This is a genomic window from Mucilaginibacter sp. OK283, assembly GCF_900110415.1.
Lineage (GTDB): Bacteria > Bacteroidota > Bacteroidia > Sphingobacteriales > Sphingobacteriaceae > Mucilaginibacter.
Genome location: NZ_FODR01000005.1, coordinates 76,065 through 94,367 on the forward strand (window position 1 = coordinate 76,065; position 18,303 = coordinate 94,367).

The following is an 18,303-nucleotide window of genomic DNA, read 5'->3' on the forward strand; positions in this document are numbered from 1 at the left end:
GCCCGGTTTTTTACATTGAACTAAAAAATGAAAAACAGTACTACAATTATCTTGCTTACTGCTTTGCTGCTGAGTATAAACTTGCGCGCTAACGCACAAATTAAAGAGTATACCGTGGCCGATGCACACTCCCACAATGATTACAAAAACAACATTCCATTTTATCGGGCTTATGAAAAAGGTTTTGGGTCAATTGAGGCCGATGTTTATGCGGTAAACGGCCAACTGATGGTGGCGCATGATAAAAAGGAGATCAGCGCCAAACGCTCGTTGAAAATCCTCTATATCGATCCGCTAATCGAGAAACTTAACCGCGATCCGCAAAGACACCTGCGGCTGCTTATCGAAATAAAAGAAGATTACAAAGCCATATTACCCTTGGTAATCAGCGAACTTAAACCGTTAGAAAAATATTTTGCCTATGATGGGCATCCCGGCAGGTTATCTATCGTGATGACAGGGGCGGTTCCTCCGGCAGCTGTAATGCCAAACTACCCGGATTGGATATCTTTTGATGTTGATCATTTAAATGGGTTTACGCCCGCTCAATGGAAAAAAATTGGATTGGTGAGTTTCCCGCTAAGCAAATATGTGCATTGGAATGGTAAAGGCGTATTTAATGCCGATGAAATTAAAAGAATAAAAGGTGGCATCGACAGCGTTCATCATGCCGGCAAAAAAGTACGTTTTTACGAAACTCCCGATACCAAAAGCAGCTGGCTGGCTATGTTGCGCTTGGGCGTTGATGTTATAGGAACCGATGACATAGAAGGGCTCGGCAATTTTTTAAACAGGAAAGAGAAATCTGAATACATTGCTCCAGAAACTTACGTTATTTATCACCCAACTTATAAATCAGATGGTGAGGTAAAAAAGGTTAAAAATATCATTTTATGTATAGGCGATGGCATGGGCTTATCGCAACTATACGCCACTTATAGTGCCAACAGGGGGCAGCTTAATATATTCCAGATGCTTAACATGGGCTTTTCGGTTACTTACTCGGCCGATGCCTACATCACTGATTCAGCTGCCGGCGCAACAGCTTTTGCGTCGGGACAAAAAACAAATGATAGGGCAGTGGGGGTTGATCCGGAAGGCAAGCCCTTAAAATCGTTGGCCGATTACAGTGCCGAAGCAGGAAAAAAAACGGCCGACATTGTGGTATGCGAACTTACCGATGCAACACCCGCAGCCTTTTACGCTCATAATGCCGAAAGGAGTAATGCCACCGATATTGCCGGTCAAATAGTATCATCGCCGGTTGATATATTTTTAGGGTCGGCTTATAAAGATTTTACCCAGCCGGTAAATGGACAAACGCACATCGATAAAATGAAACAACGCGGGTATACCATTATCCGCACTTTTGATGATTTTATAAATACACCTGCAACAAAGATCCTGGCATTAATGGACGATAGTGTAACCAGGCCCAAAATGGATGGCCGGGGAAACTATTTGCCGCTGGCATTAAAAAAAGTAACCCAAACTTTTAAAAATGCGCCAAACGGATTTTTTATGATGATTGAAGGATCGCAGATTGATCACGGTGGCCACAACAATAATCTTAAACAGGTAATTACCGAGAACAGCGATTTTGACCGGATGGTTGGCGATGCCCTGCGCTTTGCCGACGAAGATGGCGAAACACTGGTTATTGTTACTGCCGATCATGAAACGGGCGGGTTAACGCTGTTGGATGGCAATATCGGCAAAGGATACGTTTGGGGCGATTTTAGTACTAACGACCATACCGGGACACCTGTACCCTTATTTGCTTACGGCCCGCACTCGCTTGATTTTAGGGGCGTTTTTAACAACACAGAAATTTTTAATAAGCTGAAGGCATTGCTGAAATAGGGGATTGGTTACAAGAAAAAAGCCGCTGCATATGTTGTTATGCGGTGGCTTTTTTTATGGTTTAAAATTATTTTGCAAATGTTAAACAGTAGCTGTTTGCGTCTGGGTATCACTTTCATTAGTTTCCGCAACAACGTTAACCGGCGGTACTTCACAATTGAAGCCAAATAAGCACCGGTTTTTTATCATGGCGGCTACCTCGTTAGGTACATATTCTTCCCATCCTGCAGAGCCTTGTTTTATGAGCTGGAGCACGTTGTCGGTATCAACATGCAGGTTACCTTCGTTATAGTGCCTGATATCTTCAATCTTGTTGTTGGCAATCAGGTAGCGGTACAAATCGATAAGATGTGGCGGCGGGTAAAATTTAAGGCAGTTCCAGATTACGCCATCGCGCAAGGTGGGGTATATGAACAGTTTTACCTTACGGCTAAATAGCGTAGCAAATGATTCAAGGATACCGCCGGGAAGATCTTTGTAATGTTCTTCCGAAAAGATGTACTCCAAATTAGGGAAGCCCAGCACCATCCCTATTTTTAACCTGGTGATTTTTGAAAGGTAAGCCACCAGTTTATAATACTCATGAAAATTACTGATCATAACCGTTTGCCCAAGCGAGCACAGGATATCTACACGGTCCAGAAAGTCTTTTTCATCAATATCGGCATTCAGGTCGGCGTTTCGCTCTTTTAAAGCCTGCAGGGTAAGTTCGGTAACTACTACCACTTTGGTGTTATCAACATCGGGTTCCTGTAAAAATTGCTTAACGCCATTATTCAGCATATCCAAATGCACGTTAATAATCGGTCGGAAACGGCCGCGGATCACCACAATGTGTTTTTTATAAAGCGCTTCGGTAGGCTGCATGTTTTTGCCATCGGGCCCAAATACGGCAGCGTCAGAAAAACCATATTTTACAAGGTGCAGGCTCATCAGTCTGTTGTCTACCTTGGTAAAATCGGGCCCTTCAAAGCGGATCATGTCAATTTGAATCCTGTCTCTCGATAGGTTATCCATTAGCGACAACAAAAATACCGGCGGAATTTCGTTGTAGTAAAAGCAGGCATACATCAGGTTTACCCCCAAAATGCCTACGGCCTGCTGCTGCAGGTTAGTATCGTTATCCAGCAGTTTTACGTGAATAACTACATCATTAAACGCGCCGTTTGGCTGTAGCTGAAAGCGTACCCCCATCCAGCCGTGGCCGTCGTTGGTTTTATTGTAATTTAAAGCTGAAACGGTATCGGAGAAGGCAAAAAACGTTGTGGAATCGCCACGTTGTACGGCCAAACGTTCAATTAGCAGCCCGTACTCATGGTCAAGCATTGATATTAAGCGGGCTTCGCTTACATAGCGCCTTGATTGTTGTACGCCATAAATGGCATCGGAGAAAACCATATCATAAGCCGACATGGTTTTGGCTATAGTGCCCGATGATGCGCCGGCCTTAAAAAAGTTGGCTGCAACATCCTGTCCTGCACCAATTTCGGCGAATGAACCGTATATTTTAGGATCAAGGTTAATGGCAAGTGCCTTTTGTTTGGTCCCTATATCCTTGTTGTGAATGGCATTCATACCCTTAGTTAATTATAGTTTATTGTTGCCAATATGATGATCTGAAAAGACGCCTTAAAAATACGGTTTTTTAATTTACTTAAGATCATGTATTAGTAAAAAGGCAAGGAAACCGCATTTGTTTTTTGATTTAGATAGTAAGCGTGGCGTAAGGTTTAATAAATTGTTAACAAATGCTAAATTCGCTCATTTGAAGATCATGATATTATTCCCGATGCTTTTTTCGTATTTTATGTTACATAAACGCATCCATCTGTTTTATTTTGGTTAGATACGGCGCCTGTCGAAAGATTGTCCGAAACAAGCGGCTTAAGGAAAAATTATTTTACATGGGCTGTTGGCAGGTCCCCGAAAAAGATTGAAAAAGTGGTTCATTTCAGGAAGAAATGATTTTTGAAAAGGATTTATCCCTTTGTGTTGATAAACTGTGTGTACCGCTTCGGGGCGAGACAGGGTGAAACGCCCTGAAACACCCTGGTACGCCCTGAAACACCCTGGTACGGGGTGGTACACCTGGCAAATACTAATCCGGCAACTACTTTACTGGTTGGGCCTGTTTTAAAGCTAACCGGGCATATCCAAGCAATATCCCCAGTTTACCGTAAGTACCTGGAAATTTGATGGAGGCATTAATGGCCCGGGTTATTGTTTTATTGCCCGGTGTAAATTTTTCACACTTATTTCGCCTGCTTTTTATAACTTACAGCTTTGTAAATAAACCTCGATGCTTAATAAAGCAGTAACTTTTTGTGGCAAACCTTATTCATACCTTAAGCTAATCATAAAAGGCTTTTTTAGTGCTGTAATTTTATTTTTATTGCCGGTTGCAGGCTTATATGCCGAGGGCAGTAAAGAACTTACCGCCAATGGCGGATACCGTGCTTACCTGTTTTCGAGTACTGTAATTACCAATACATCCTTCCCGTTCCCCACTTTAGGTACTGTTAAGGTTTACGTTAAAGCCGGCGAAAGTATTTACGTAGGCTCAAGCGCCCAGGGGATTGCCGGCGGTACCATTAACCTTCGGGCGCCCGACGGTAACAATTATACCAGCGGTACAAATGCCAATACCGGTAATATTCATAGCCGCGCCCAGGAAGTTGCAGGCCCGTTGCCTAATGCAGGTGGATTTACGCCGTTTATTAAAACAGTAGGTGCAGGCCAGGATGGGGTTTGGGAAATTGATTTTGTGGCCGAAAACCCCGGAACGGTATTAAACGGTAATCCGCCTACCATTCCGGCCAATGCCAACTGGACACAGCCGCAAGCCGAATATATTACCGCCTTTGATGTATCGGTACGCAATGCTTCAAATTCAGGCTTTATAAATGGCAGGGTGTATACGCAGGTATTTTCGGGAATACTGGGTACGTTTAATGTGGGCTTTAACGCCATATTCCACATCCTGACAAAAGACGGATATCAATACATATTAAACAACAATGGCCAGGCCGGTAATGGCTTTACCTTTTTTGTAAACAACAAGGGCTTTAGGGGCGCGGATGGAAAGGCATCGTACAAAAGTATCGACGGGCTTAGCGCCAGCGTTAACGTTCAGGACCCACGCGTGGCCGATACTCAAACCGATATAACCCAAAAAATATTTTTTAATATTCCGGCTACCGATATGCCGGCTGTAGTCAATACGCCGGGCGCGGCAACAACCTGGCTTTTAAATACTCCGGTAGTACCGGCAATAACTAACGTTACTTTCACAGGCGCCGAAGGAACTATTGGTAAAGCAGGAACCAATCCGCTGGGCGGCAATTTTAATTTTAATATAACGGGCAACGGTAATTATGTAATAGGGATTGATATAAACCAAAACGGTTTGTACACCGACGCTATCGACCGTAAATTAACCGGCCAGGCGACCACAGGAGGTAACCAGGTTTATTGGGATGGGCTTGATGGCCTTGGTGCCAAAGTAGCCGGTAACAGCACTTTATCACTACAGGTTGATATCACCATAGCCACCACCGCGGGCGAAGTCCATTTTCCGTTTTTTGATGTGGAGCGCAATGTTAACGGCCTTTTACTTATGCGTACAAACGGCACTTTTGCACCCGATGATTCCTTGTATTGGGACGACACACCTATCAGTATTGTAGGCACACCATCAAACCCTGTAAAAAACCTCACGGGGTTAAGCAGTGCTATAAACGGGCACAAATGGGGCACTACTACCAGTATATCCACCAATGATGCCGATTTTGGCAACAATAAATCTATCGATACCTGGAGTTATATAAAAAGTAAACCGGTAACTACTTCGCTAAGCTTTGTAATGCAGGAAGCCGATCTTTCTGTTGAAAGTATAACGGCTGCGGCGGCTTGTTCAGGCCAGCCGGTTATATATAAAGTGGTGGTAAAAAATAACGGCCCCGACGATGTTAAGGGAGGCGGTTTCAGCTTTAGTTTTCCTAATGATATCAGCGGGGTGGTAGTAACAAGTGCTGCTACAACCGGCAGTTCGGCAACCTCAGGTGGTACTGTTGCAGCAAATGCCTACCATGCTAACCTCGATATAGCAAATGGGGCTGTGCGCACTTTTACCATTACAGGGAATGTAGCGCTGACAACAAACGGTAACCTTACGGTTGAGGCTGCTGTGTTAAGGCCGGCGGATGTAACAGACCCGGATGCCACCAATCCGGATGCTGCTGTACCTGCCGATCCAAATAACGAATGTGATGCTTCCCCATCCGGTGTAGGTTGTAATAATGCTAAAATCAACACGGTAAACATTGCGCCGGGCCCAAATGCAGGTGCCGATCAAACCGTATTTGAGTATGCTCCGGCCACTATGGCGTCAACCGGTGCCGGTGTATTTACCCAGGTTGCCGGAGATCCGCTGCCGGCAATTATTACAGTACCGGCAAGTAATACAACTACCATAACCGGGTTGGATAAAGTTGGCTTATATCATTTTGTATTTACCAACATTAATGGTTGTGCCGATACGGTGGTGTTGAAAGTGATCCCGGCCGATTTGCAAATCCCCAATGTAATAACACCCAACAATGACGGCAAAAACGATGCTTTTAAAATTGTTGGGTTAGAGAGCTATCCCGGTTCGCAGCTCAGGGTGTTTAACCGATGGGGCAACGAGGTTTACCGTTCTGATAATTACAAAAACGATTGGAGCGGCAGCGGCCTTGCCGAGGCTACCTATTTTTATGTATTGAACCGGAAGGAGCATACAGGCGAATTTACCCCGGTTAAGGGCTGGGTGTTTTTAAAATTGAGTAAATGATGCGGGGCTTTAAACTATATATCCTGGTAGCCGGCCTGGTTTTACTCACCGTAAAATTGCAGGCCCAGCAAAGCATACAATTTAGCCAGTATATGTTCAATGGCCTGGCGGTAAACCCGGCCTATGCAGGCTATAAGCAGGACTGGACACTTAACTTAAGCAGCCGTATCCAATGGGTGGGTATTAATGATGCGCCTAAAACAGGCACGGTATCTGTTGATGGCCTAACCAACAGCACCAACCAGAATATGGGCTTAGGGTTGATAGCTACTTTTGACAAGCTTGGGCCCGAGGGTACATCATCGGTATATGTAAACTATGCCTACAGGCTAAGGCTTGATGAGGATGATACCAAACGGCTGAGTTTTGGCCTCGGCTTTGGCGCCATACAGTATCGCCTGGATGGCACTAAATTTAACGCTACTGATGACGGGGATACTAACATACCCGCCGGAACGCAAAGCAATGTTACGCCCGATTTTCGTTTCGGGGTTTATTATTACTCGCCAACGGTATATGTTGGCGCATCAGTGTTTAACTTGCTTTCGGGTTTGGGCAACACTATCGATCATTTGCAGCAGTATAAGCAGGCCCGTACAGTTTACTTAACCGGCGGAGCAATGGTGCCGCTAAATGAAACCATGGATATTAAACCCTCGCTGTTGATAAAAGAGGATTTTAAAGGTCCAACCAACCTGGACGTGAGTAATTATATAGTATTTAACAAAACCATTTGGGTAGGTGCATCATACCGGACCGGTATAAACCTGTGGAAAAAAAGCAACCTGCAAAGCGGCCTTGATAAAACAGACGCCGTGGCGTCTATGGTGCAATTTTATGTGAGCGAAAACTTCAGGATTGGCTATTCATATGATTTTACTACAAGCAGGCTGGCAAGTTCGCAAAGTGGGTCGCATGAATTGTCGTTGAGTATAAGTTTTCCGGGCAAAAGCCCAAGAGTGGTTAGCCCGAGATATTTTTAGGCAGATGAAAAAGTTAATATTGATTGGTTTATTGATGACTTTGCTGGCAAAGATTACTTTGGCGCAGGAACAATTGTCGGTACAACAACGGGCCGACAAACTTTTCGATCAGTATGAATATTTCAAAAGCCTTAAATTTTACCTGAAACTGGTTGGCCACAAGCCGAATGTTAAGCTGGTTGAGCGTATTGCCACCTGTTACCGCTACATTAACCAGTACCAGGATGCCGAAGATTGGTATGCCAAAGCCCTGAATGATCCCAAAGCCGCCAAACTCGATCATTATTTTTATGCCGAAGTATTGTTTCGCAACCAAAAGTTTGACCAGGCCAGGCAACAGTACCAACTGTATTTTACCGATGATGCAGGCGCGTTAGCCCTAAAACTGGCCGATGTGGATTCGGCAATGGTGTGGATGAAGCAACCATCGCAATTTAAGGTTAATAACGTTGGCGGCGTAAACACCCCATCATCTGATTGGGGGGCGGCCTACGGTGGCCAGACAACTATTATATTCACATCCGACCGCGAAACCGAAGATGGCAAAAAAGATAACCGCACCGGCAACGGCTGGTTTAAGCTATACACCTACGATTTAAATACTAAAGAAACAAAACAACTGTTTTTAGATCCCGGTACCAGCAACGAGTTTAAAGATGCTTACCATGTAGGACCTATGGTGTTAAACAACAAAGGAGATACTGCCTATATTACCCTGACTACCGAAGTTGCTGCTAAAAACTTACCCATAGACCAACGTAGCGGCAAAAATAACATCCGGTTTTATACCCGCCGGCTGCAATTGGTTACCGCCGTAAAAAAAGATGGCGGGTGGGTTATTTCGGGTAGTTTTCCGTATAATAACGTGCAGCAGTATTCTGTAGGTAACGCAGCATTATCAAAAGATGGCAGGCTGATCTATTTCAGTTCGGATATGCAGGGCGGGCAGGGCAAAACAGATATCTGGTATTGCGAAAAACAAAGTGACGGAAGCTGGGGTAAACCGGTAAATTGTGGTAAAACCATCAATTCCAAGGAGGAAGAAAGCTTTCCGTTTGTAGATGAAAACGGTGTGTTATACTATGCTTCCAAAGGGATGCCTGGTATGGGAGGGTACGAAATTTATGTTGCCCATGGCCAAAAAAGTAACTGGGATACCCCAAAAAACCTTAAGTATCCTATAAACTCCACCAGTGACGATTTTAACCTGATAACACGCGATGGCCAAAGCGGCTACCTGTCGTCCAATCGCGATAACGGCCAGGGCAGCGATGATATTTATGCTTTTACCCGCATAAAAGATTCCATTTTTGTAAAACCAATAAGTGGTAGTCCGCAAACAATTATTGCAACCGGAAAACCAGCATCCCCAGATTCATCCAACCCTCTTTCGGGGGCATCCCGTCCCGATTTCAATATTAGGCCTATTTATTATGATCTTGATAAATCATTCATACGACCAGATGCAGCCATAGAACTGGATAGGCTGGCTGGTATTTTAAAGCAATATCCGGCGTTAAAAATAGCATTGGCATCCTATTGCGATTCAAGGGCATCGTATTTATACAACCTTGCGCTATCGCAGCGCAGGGCCAAAGCTGCTGTAACTTACCTGGTAAAAAAAGGCATTGTCCCAACCCGCATGGTAGCCAAAGGCTATAGCAAAAGTAACCCCGTAAATCAATGTGCCGATAAGGTTAAATGTTCAGAAGCTGACCATCAGCTAAACAGGAGAACAGAAATTAAAGTAGTTTCGGGCAGCAATTGATTATGATAACGGCGAAAGTGTGTTAACGACATTGAAGAGGTACCTAACCTATTTGAACAGGTCTTGTAATACAACATCATTTTGTACAAGCCCTGTTTTATAGTTATTGTCCTGGGTGCCAAAGGTTGTTACCATTACAATAAACAATGTTTTTGAAGTTTTTGTTTTGCTTTTAAACACCTCGCATTTTTGCACCAGTTCGGCCGCGTACGCTTTATCTATAGTAAAAGCGGTGGTCGAAAATTTTATTTCACAAATGCTGATGCAAAAATCCTGGCGATCAAATAGAAGATCTATTTGCGCCCCGGGCTGGTTTTTGCCGGGGACATGTCTCCATGCCGATTCTTCTGTATAAACCCCGGCTATGCCCAGCGCGGCTTTAATTTCGTGGGTATGTTTTAGGCATACGCTTTCAAAGGCTGTGCCGCTCCAGCTTCTCCATGAGGGCGAGGCCGATAATTTGATCCAGGTGCCTGGACCTGTAGCGCGGCTATTTTCAATAAATTTAAGATAAAACCGGGAGTACTCGTCAGATAGCTTGTAAATACTGTCCCGGGTATTTTTTTCAAAGGGCAGGTAGGCAGATATAAAGCCCGATTCGGTCAGTTCCTGTAGCAGCAAAGTAGTAGTACCCCCTGTTGATAGGCGACAAGCGGCGATAATTTCCTTACGCGTTAAACCTGCCGGCTTGGCGGCAAGGGCCTTTACAATGGCTATATGTTTATCGGCCTCTGAAAATAGCGATTGATATAGGTTATTAAATTCACCTTGCAACACGCCATCTTTGGTAAAGCAAATACGGTCGATGTTTTGGGCGGCGCTTTGGCCAGGTGCAATTTCTTTGAGGTATTGAGGGATGCCCCCCAACGCCATATATAGCTGCGTAATCTGGTACCGATCTAAATTTACGTTGTTGTTGTTCAGGTAATCACTTGTTTCGGCCAGTGTAAAAGGAAGCAGGCGAATTTTTTTAGTGATCCTGTTATGCAATCCACCTTTGTTATTTACCACTTTTTGTATCATCCATGATGCCGCCGAACCGCAGATGGTTACAATAAGGTTATTTTGCTTTGCCGCCCACGAATTCCAAAAAAACTCAAACGCAGACAAAAAACCCGATTTGGCCGAGCTTAGCCAGGGGAATTCATCCAGGAAAATAACACATTTGTTTTTTTTTAATAGCGGTTCCGCATAGTTTTTAAGCACTAGAAATGCCTCTGTCCAATTAAGCGGAATAGCGAGCTGAGCGGATAATTTTAAAAGCGGAGCTATCGTATTTCTGAAATTTGTGAGTTGCTCTTTTAATGGCGCGTTATTCACCCCCGAAAATTCGAAGATCAGTTGCTTTTGAAATGTTTTGCGGATGAGGTATGTTTTACCCACACGTCTGCGGCCGTACATGGCAATTAATTCAGCCTCGTCAGATTTTAAGGTTTGCTCCAACAACTGTTTTTCTGTTACCCTGCCGATAATTTCCTTCATATGATTTGCCTCGTTTAGCTAAAGAGTTATTATCAAGTGATTTATATAGTTGTGGCTGATTATAGTTAACGATAATCGGCCACAACCATACAAATATACATAGTTGTGGCTGATTATGGAAATATTTAATCAGCCACAACTGATTAAATTTATGTATTTATGGCTGATTATGGTAATATATAATCAGCCATAAATGTGTTTTAAAAGTGAGTTATGGCTGTATATGATGCGTTGTGTTCTGTTTAATTATCTGGTATTTAGTATTTTATATTGATTTATTTATAGGGCGATAATTCTTTACTTACGTAACGCCGATCTGTATTGTGGCAGCGGATTTTAATCTGTAAAAAAAAAGAACCATTAAAATGGTATTGGCTCGGTACATGTTTTGGCCATGTCCCTATTATAAGTAAAGCGCTATCTGCTATAGTTCACTTTGTTTTTCATTTTGATATTGCTACCCTTTCAAAATGATAGGTTTTTTAAATGCCCAATTGCATCGGCGCTATCAAATTAATCGGTTTAAAATGGTTTTAGCTGCTTTTAAGCATTGCAGGCGGTTTTTGGCATGTGTATAGTATACAGGCTGTAATTGATAATACATAAAAAAATTAAATCATGACATCATTTTATATCGTACTGGAAGTAATAGCATTTATTGCAGTAATTGTAATACCAGTGGCCGGCCCAAAAGCAAAGAAAAATTTACCTGTTGCAACTACCAGCAACCTGGCGGTTAACAACCAGGGGTTCCTGGAACCAATTCCTGCAAACCAACAAGATCATCATCCGGTGCATTAATTTTAAAAACCATTTTAATTAAAAATAAAAGCCTTTCATTTTGACAGGCTTTTTTTATGCAGGTATGCAGCTTTACTTATTACCATAAAATGTTTATCTCTTTTCTGTTTATGGAATTTATAGGATAATATTGCCGGTGAATACTAAACAAGATTTGTATTCGCCGCTTATGATGAATTGGGAAACTTTACTATCGGCCAAGCGCTGGGGATACGAGGATAAATATATTGCAAGCCAGGTTGATGCCCGGTCGGAGTTTCAGCGGGATTATGATCGTATAATATTTTCGTCGCCCTTCAGGAGGCTGCAAAATAAAACCCAGGTATTCCCTTTGCCGGGGAGTATTTTTGTGCATAACAGGCTTACGCACAGTTTAGAGGTAGCCAGTGTTGGCAAATCATTAGGCCGCATCTTTTATAACAAGCTTAAGGAAGAAGACCCCGGGATTGATACCCGCCTGCCACTGATGAGTGATATCGACACCATCATTTCGGCGGCATGCCTTGCGCATGACCTGGGTAACCCGGCATTCGGCCATTCGGGCGAAGCCGCTATTTCACATTATTTTATTGAGGGTGATGGCGCCGGCTATCAAAAAAGTATACCCGCTGAGCAATGGGCCGATTTGATTAATTTTGAAGGTAATGCCAATGCTTTGCGCATACTTACCCATTCTTATTCGGGCAAGGGGAACGGAAGTTTTGCGCTTACTTATGCAACTATAGCGGCTATTGCCAAATACCCCTGTGCTTCCATTATAGGCGGAAATAAAGCGAATATCCACACTAAAAAATACGGGTTCTTCCAATCGGAACAAGCGGGATTTAAGAAAATAGCCGACGAACTGGGACTAAACAAAGTGCAGGACAATCCGCCAATTTACAAGCGCCATCCGCTGGTTTACCTGGTAGAGGCAGCCGACGATATCTGCTATAATATTATCGACATTGAAGATGCTCATCGCCTCAAGATATTATCTTATGATGAAATTGAAGCCCTGTTGCTGCCCCTGTGCAATGATCCTAAAATGAAGGCGCGGCTGGATGATATTGACGATGATGACGCCAAGGTTGGTTACCTGCGTGCCCGCTCAATAAACACACTGATACAGCAATGCTCCAAACTGTTTTACAATCAGCAACAAACTATCCTTGCCGGAGATTTTAATACATCGCTGATAGATATGATAGATGAACCCTATCGCACTATCATGAAAAACATCGAAACCTTGTCGGTAAAAAAGATATACAATTACTCGTCGGTTGTGCAGATAGAAGTTGCCGGTTATAAAGTTATGGGCGGCATCCTGGAAGAATTTATCCCGGCGTACCTGCAAAACACATCCAAGTATCATAAAAAACTGGTAGAGCTTATCCCTAAGCAGTTTTTAACCAAAAACCAGGACGATTACTCCAAAATTCAAACCGTACTCGATTTTGTTTCGGGGATGACAGATTTGTATGCGGTGGAGTTGTTCAGGAAGATCAAGGGGATTTCGTTCCCTACGTTGAGTTAGAAACCCGAAAATGATATTCTATATATTAACGTACTAAACCCCAATTTTGGTAATAATTAAATCAGATAAATGGCTTAATAACGGCTAATTATTACAATATCAGCGTAATAACAAAATTGATAATAGCCAAAACGGAAAAATACCCGGACAAGATTTATCCTGGTTTGAAACTTCATCAAATTATAATCGTTAGTTAATCGATTTATTGCCAAGGCCAACCGGTTAAATTTTTAGTGTTATAAATACAATTAATTATATTGCCCTATATTTGAAATAATAAATAATATAAACGGGTGAGAAAAAAATTATCGATTGTTGATATCGCAAATGCTTTAAACGTATCAAAAACTACCATATCATTTATTTTAAACGGCCACGCACAGGATAAACGGATAAGTGCCGAAGTAATTGAAAAGGTGATGAAATATGTAGCCGAAGTAGGGTACAAGCCAAGTTCGCTGGCCAAAAGTTTACGTACTGGAAAATCAAATACCATAGGGCTCATGGTAGAAGATATTTCGAACCCTTTTTTTGCCAGTATAGCACGTTTAATTGAAGACCGGGCCTACAAAAACGGATATAAAATTATTTATTGCAGTACCGATAATGATACCAATAAAACGCGCGACCTCATTAGCATGTTTCGCGATAGGCATGTGGATGGTTACATTATGGCCCCACCGGAAGGAATTGAAGAAGATATTGAATCGCTTAAAAATGATGGCATGCCCGTGGTTTTGTTTGACAGGCATTTACCAAAGGTTAAAACAGACTATGTGGAGATAGATAATCTTTTCAGTGCTTATAATGCTACCCGGCATTTGGCCGAACAAGGATTTGTAAATATTGCTTTTGTTACTTTTTTATCTCCCCAAACACAGATGGTTGACCGGGTAAAAGGCTACCATGAAGCCATTAAAAATAGTAAACTTAATGGAATTGTTGAGGAGGTAGTGTTTAGCCAGGATGATGAATTGATTATGCAGGCGCTGCGCGATTTTTTAAAAAAACACACCAGTGTAGATGCCATACTTTTTGGTAATAACCACATAGCTACCTGCGGCTTAAAGGTAATGAGGGAATTTGGTTTAAAATTGCCTGGCGATATTGCCGTGGCCTCTTTTGATGATCATGATGTTTTTAAACTTCATACACCGCCGGTTACGGCCATAGCCCAGCCTGTTGAGGATATTGCCGATAACGTGATTACTGTTTTGTTAGCGAAACTGAACGGTGGCTCATCGGCCGCTAAACCGCAATCAATTATTTTGAAAACCGATTTGAAGATCAGGGATTCGTCAAAAAAAAGCAGTTGATTTTTTTGCATGAGGCGTTGTACAAGCAACTTCAAAGCGAAGTAAAGCAATAAAATGTACCGTGAATAAACGTGAACAAAGAATATCCGAGCGAAAGAGACAACAACGTGTTTCCCGAATAAAAGGCTGGTGGTTACTGTTACTTTACGGAGTTGGTATTTACGCTTTTTTTAAAAGCTTTAGTTTATATCGCGATACCTTTATTGGATACCAGCTGCCGCTTGGCGGAGGGTTGATATTTGGCCTGGTGGTATCCTTTATTTTTAACAAAGACTACCGCTACTACTTCGCCCTGGTTATACCGCTGATTGGCATCTTTACCACAATAGTCCTATCGGTCAATAGCTTCTTTGCCGATAAAAAGAATGTGATGCTGAAGGAGATAATTATAGAAAAACATCACCAATACCGGCGCAATAGCCCCTATGCTATCATAAAATTTCGTGACTTTGAACGCAATATATTAGCCTCAACAGATGCCGAAGTAGATAGCGTGTCATATGGAGTGCTCACGGTAAACAAGGGTTTGTTTGGTTATTACGTGATAAGAGATAAAAAGTTGGTACAAGAGTAAGCGGCTATTCTGTCTCTATCGCGCGATCTGTGTCCTCACAGATCGCAATTCTTTATGCAATACGTCCGTGTGCGACAAACCGATGGCTTATCGGGAAGATGCCCGTGAGGACACAGTCATCGGAGGAGGAGGTTAGCCGTCCCCAAGTCTTGGCTCCTGATTCTTAACTCTTGATTCTTTTTAAGAACGATTCTAAATAACACAAACAGCCCTTAATAAACATTATTAGCTGTAGGTTTTGTATTTTTGCAAAACGATTTTTATTTTATAAACCGCAGATGAAAAAAAGTTCAATTTTTGGTCTTGTTGTTATAGCTATAGCTATAGCGGTTATCATAAGTGTATACGCTAACACAAGCACATATGGTTCTTTTGGCGATGCTGAAAAAACCAACAGCGAGCTGCATATTGTTGGCCACCTTAATAAAGCAAAAGAGTTATATTTTGATGCCACTAAGGATGCCAACTACTTTTCTTTTTACGCGAAGGACAATAACGGCGAGGAGTGCAAGGTAATATTGAAAGGCCCCAAGCCTGAGGATTTTGAGCGCAGCGAGCAATTGGTGCTTACCGGTAAAATGGTTGGCAGCGAGTTCCACGCATCAAGTATCCTGATGAAATGCCCATCCAAATACACGCAGGATAAGTTAGAAACCAAAGAAGTTAAGGCCACGTCGGCCAGCATATAAACCCATTTTAATGGATATTCAATTTAAAGGTGAACACCTTTTACCGGGCCAGATAGGCCAGTTCTTTATCGTCCTTTCGTTCGGTGCCGCGCTTTTATCGTTTATCAGTTATTATTTTGCCACTACCGACGATGCCGGCAAGCAAAACAGCCTTTGGCAAAAACTGGGCCGCGCGGGCTTCCTGGTAAACTTAGCTTCTATCATCGGTATAGGCGTATGCCTGTTTACACTCATTTATAAGCATTATTTCGAATATCATTACGCCTGGGCTTATACCTCGCGCTCGTTGCCTATTTACTATATCCTTTCGGCCTTTTGGAACGGACAGGAGGGAGGCTTCTTGCTTTGGTTATTCTGGCAGGCTGTTTTAGGTACCTTCCTTATCTTCCGCTCCAAATCATGGGAGCGCCCGGTGATGACGGTTGTGGCCATGTCGCAGGTGGTACTGGCAGCTATGGTTTTAGGCGTCGAAGTTTTTGGTCAGCGGATAGGCAGTTCGCCGTTTTTGCTATTAAGGCAATCAATGGAAGCACCCATCTTCTCCAACCCCAATTACCTGGAGTTTATTAAAGACGGGCAGGGCATGGTGCCATCGCTTCAAAATTACTGGATGATTATTCACCCGCCAACTTTATTTCTGGGCTTTGCATCAATGGTAGTGCCATTTGCTTACGCTGTAGCGGGGCTTTGGCAAAAAAAATATAAGGAGTGGGTAGCCCCTGCAATTCCTTACGCCCTGTTTGCCTGTATGATATTGGGCACCGGTGTGGTTATGGGATCTTTCTGGGCGTATGAATCGCTTAACTTTGGCGGCTTCTGGGCCTGGGATCCGGTTGAGAATGCTTCTATCTTCCCCTGGATTGTACTTGTAGCAGGCCTGCACGTATTAATCGTCTTTAAAAACACCGGCCATTCGTATTTTACAGCAACTTTTTTGGTGCTGTTAAGCAATGTGCTTACCTGGTACTCATCATTTCTGAACAGGAGTGGTATCCTGGGCGATACATCAGTACACTCCTTTACCGACCTGGGGATGTTTTGGCAATTGGTAATCAGTATTTTTATATTCCTGGGGATAACTATATGGTTACTGGTATCCCGCTGGAAAGAGCTTCCTATCACAAAAAAAGACGAAGATACTTACAGCCGCGAATTTTGGATGTTTGTAGGCGCCGTATTCATGGGCCTCTCATGCTTCCATTTGCTGGTGGTTACTTCGGTGCCGGTTTGGAATGCCATTTTCCATACCAAAATGGCGCCGCCATCTGATATTATTAAGCATTACAATGTTATCCAGTCGTCGTTTGTATTTGTTATCGTTTTAGTAACCGGCTTCAGCCAGTTTTTAAAATACAAAAAAACAGATGTTACCAAATTCTTTGTAATAACCGCTTCATACCTGCTTATTGCTGCCGCGCTTACGGCGCTTATTGCTTATACATCGGGTGTGTACAAACTCAATTTTGTGTTTGTGCTGGCTATGTGGGGCTCGGTTTATTCGGTATTGGTTAACGGCAAAGTTTTGGCCTATGCTTTTAAGGGCAAGTTTAAACTGGCCGGTTCGGCAGTGGCGCATATTGGTTTTGGTTTGCTGATGATAGGTGCGCTTATTTCGGCCGGTACCAGCAAAGTAATATCTATAAACAACACAGGCGAGGCTTATAACGCCGAATTTGCTAAAGAAGAAAACCCGCGCGAAAACGTAACCGTTTACCGAAACCAGCCAACAAAACTGGGCGATTATACCGTTACCTACATCGGCGACTCGATATCATCTCCAAACCACTGGTTTAAAATCAACTACAAAAAGATGGATGCCAGCGGTAAAATTACCGAGGAGTTTACATTGAAACCTAAGGTACAGGTAAGCAAGGGCACCATGTCGGCTTCGCCGGATACACGCCATTACCTGTTTAGCGATATCTACACACATATTACCCTAACTAACGCTATAACACCTACCGAAGCAGGTACCGAAAGCGCTGAGGCTGCCCACGATGCCGATAACGACGATAAAAATTACGATGCTCCGGTAAGCCACGAAGTAAAAACCGGCGACACCATCAGGTACCGCGATGGATATATTGTATTAACTGGTTTAAACAAGGAGGCTAAAGTTCAAAACATCCCGCTTAGCGATAGTGATGTAGCTATTGGCGCGCACCTTGAAATTGTATCCAACGGTAATAAATACAGCGCTACCCCGGTTTACATGATCAAGAATGGCAACGTATTTGATTTCGCCCGCAAGGTTGATGACGCCGGTTTAAAACTGCGTTTCAGCAAGGTAATACCCGAGCATAAAACTGTAGAGATTGTGGTTTATCAGCAGCCCGAAAGCAAAAAGAAATTCGTGGTAATGAAGGCCATTCAGTTCCCTTTTATCAATTTCTTTTGGGCGGGTACTATCATTATGGTGATTGGTTTCTTTATGTCGATATTGCGCCGTAAAAGCGAATTAAAAACGGTTTAAACCCGGC

General features: G+C 43.0%; 12 protein-coding genes. 10 read left to right on the forward strand and 2 right to left on the reverse strand.

Features of this window, described 5'->3' with window-relative positions; genetic code table 11:
* The first annotated feature begins 27 nt into the window (after positions 1-27).
* On the forward strand, positions 28-1,863 hold the full coding sequence (locus BMX56_RS13340) for an alkaline phosphatase (RefSeq protein WP_090648290.1): 1,836 nt from the start codon (positions 28-30) through the stop codon (positions 1,861-1,863).
* Between the two features lie 81 nt (positions 1,864-1,944).
* On the opposite strand, the gene BMX56_RS13345 is transcribed toward BMX56_RS13340, so the two are convergent.
* Positions 1,945-3,438 (reverse strand): nicotinate-nucleotide adenylyltransferase, encoded by a 1,494-nt coding sequence (locus BMX56_RS13345; RefSeq protein ID WP_090648293.1) that lies wholly within the window; start codon positions 3,436-3,438, stop codon positions 1,945-1,947.
* Between the two features lie 724 nt (positions 3,439-4,162).
* Here BMX56_RS13345 and BMX56_RS13350 point away from each other — a divergent pair.
* The 3 genes from BMX56_RS13350 to BMX56_RS13360 are packed head-to-tail and all read left to right on the forward strand — an operon-like array spanning position 4,163 to position 9,445.
* Complete coding sequence (locus BMX56_RS13350) at positions 4,163-6,694, forward strand: T9SS type B sorting domain-containing protein (RefSeq protein ID WP_090648297.1); 2,532 nt, start codon at positions 4,163-4,165, stop codon at positions 6,692-6,694.
* Positions 6,691-7,677, forward strand: coding sequence for a PorP/SprF family type IX secretion system membrane protein (locus BMX56_RS13355; RefSeq protein ID WP_255369843.1), 987 nt, complete (start codon positions 6,691-6,693; stop codon positions 7,675-7,677). Before BMX56_RS13350 ends, BMX56_RS13355 begins: the two co-directional genes overlap by 4 nt.
* 4 nt (positions 7,678-7,681) lie before the next feature.
* Positions 7,682-9,445, forward strand: a complete 1,764-nt coding sequence (locus BMX56_RS13360; protein WP_090648301.1) for an OmpA family protein — start codon at positions 7,682-7,684, stop codon at positions 9,443-9,445.
* Positions 9,446-9,493: 48 nt separating this feature from the next.
* Here the strand turns inward: BMX56_RS13360 and BMX56_RS13365 are convergent, their stop codons facing one another.
* Complete coding sequence (locus BMX56_RS13365) at positions 9,494-10,927, reverse strand: AAA family ATPase (protein WP_090648305.1); 1,434 nt, start codon at positions 10,925-10,927, stop codon at positions 9,494-9,496.
* Between the two features lie 618 nt (positions 10,928-11,545).
* Between BMX56_RS13365 and BMX56_RS13370 the strand changes: the two genes are divergently transcribed.
* The 6 genes from BMX56_RS13370 to ccsA all read left to right on the forward strand — a co-directional run bounded on the left by BMX56_RS13370 (position 11,546) and on the right by ccsA (position 18,296).
* Entirely contained in the window at positions 11,546-11,728 is a 183-nt protein-coding gene (locus BMX56_RS13370) for a hypothetical protein (RefSeq protein WP_090648309.1), read from the forward strand.
* Positions 11,729-11,900: 172 nt separating this feature from the next.
* Entirely contained in the window at positions 11,901-13,244 is a 1,344-nt protein-coding gene (locus BMX56_RS13375; protein WP_218152424.1) for a deoxyguanosinetriphosphate triphosphohydrolase, read from the forward strand.
* Positions 13,245-13,537: 293 nt separating this feature from the next.
* Positions 13,538-14,560, forward strand: coding sequence for a LacI family DNA-binding transcriptional regulator (locus BMX56_RS13380; protein WP_090648313.1), 1,023 nt, complete (start codon positions 13,538-13,540; stop codon positions 14,558-14,560).
* Between the two features lie 61 nt (positions 14,561-14,621).
* The gene (locus BMX56_RS13385; RefSeq protein ID WP_090648322.1) at positions 14,622-15,134 is read left to right on the forward strand and encodes a hypothetical protein; all 513 of its coding nucleotides are present in this window, start codon (positions 14,622-14,624) and stop codon (positions 15,132-15,134) included.
* 278 nt (positions 15,135-15,412) lie between these two features.
* Positions 15,413-15,823, forward strand: a complete 411-nt coding sequence (locus BMX56_RS13390) for a cytochrome c maturation protein CcmE domain-containing protein (protein WP_090648327.1) — start codon at positions 15,413-15,415, stop codon at positions 15,821-15,823.
* 10 nt (positions 15,824-15,833) lie between these two features.
* Positions 15,834-18,296 carry a cytochrome c biogenesis protein CcsA gene (gene ccsA, locus BMX56_RS13395; protein WP_090648331.1) on the forward strand — a complete coding sequence of 821 codons (2,463 nt, stop codon included), beginning with the start codon at positions 15,834-15,836 and terminating at the stop codon, positions 18,294-18,296.
* Positions 18,297-18,303 lie beyond the last annotated feature (7 nt).

Coding starts and splice junctions, on each gene's coding strand:
- BMX56_RS13340 (WP_090648290.1), top strand. CDS start 28: ATGAAAAACAGTACTACAATTATCTTGCTTACTGCTTTGCTGCTGAGT.
- BMX56_RS13350 (WP_090648297.1), top strand. CDS start 4,163: ATGCTTAATAAAGCAGTAACTTTTTGTGGCAAACCTTATTCATACCTT.
- BMX56_RS13365 (WP_090648305.1), bottom strand. CDS start 10,927: ATGAAGGAAATTATCGGCAGGGTAACAGAAAAACAGTTGTTGGAGCAA.
- BMX56_RS13360 (WP_090648301.1), top strand. CDS start 7,682: ATGAAAAAGTTAATATTGATTGGTTTATTGATGACTTTGCTGGCAAAG.
- ccsA (WP_090648331.1), top strand. CDS start 15,834: ATGGATATTCAATTTAAAGGTGAACACCTTTTACCGGGCCAGATAGGC.
- BMX56_RS13375 (WP_218152424.1), top strand. CDS start 11,901: ATGAATTGGGAAACTTTACTATCGGCCAAGCGCTGGGGATACGAGGAT.
- BMX56_RS13355 (WP_255369843.1), top strand. CDS start 6,691: ATGATGCGGGGCTTTAAACTATATATCCTGGTAGCCGGCCTGGTTTTA.
- BMX56_RS13345 (WP_090648293.1), bottom strand. CDS start 3,438: ATGAATGCCATTCACAACAAGGATATAGGGACCAAACAAAAGGCACTT.
- BMX56_RS13370 (WP_090648309.1), top strand. CDS start 11,546: ATGACATCATTTTATATCGTACTGGAAGTAATAGCATTTATTGCAGTA.
- BMX56_RS13390 (WP_090648327.1), top strand. CDS start 15,413: ATGAAAAAAAGTTCAATTTTTGGTCTTGTTGTTATAGCTATAGCTATA.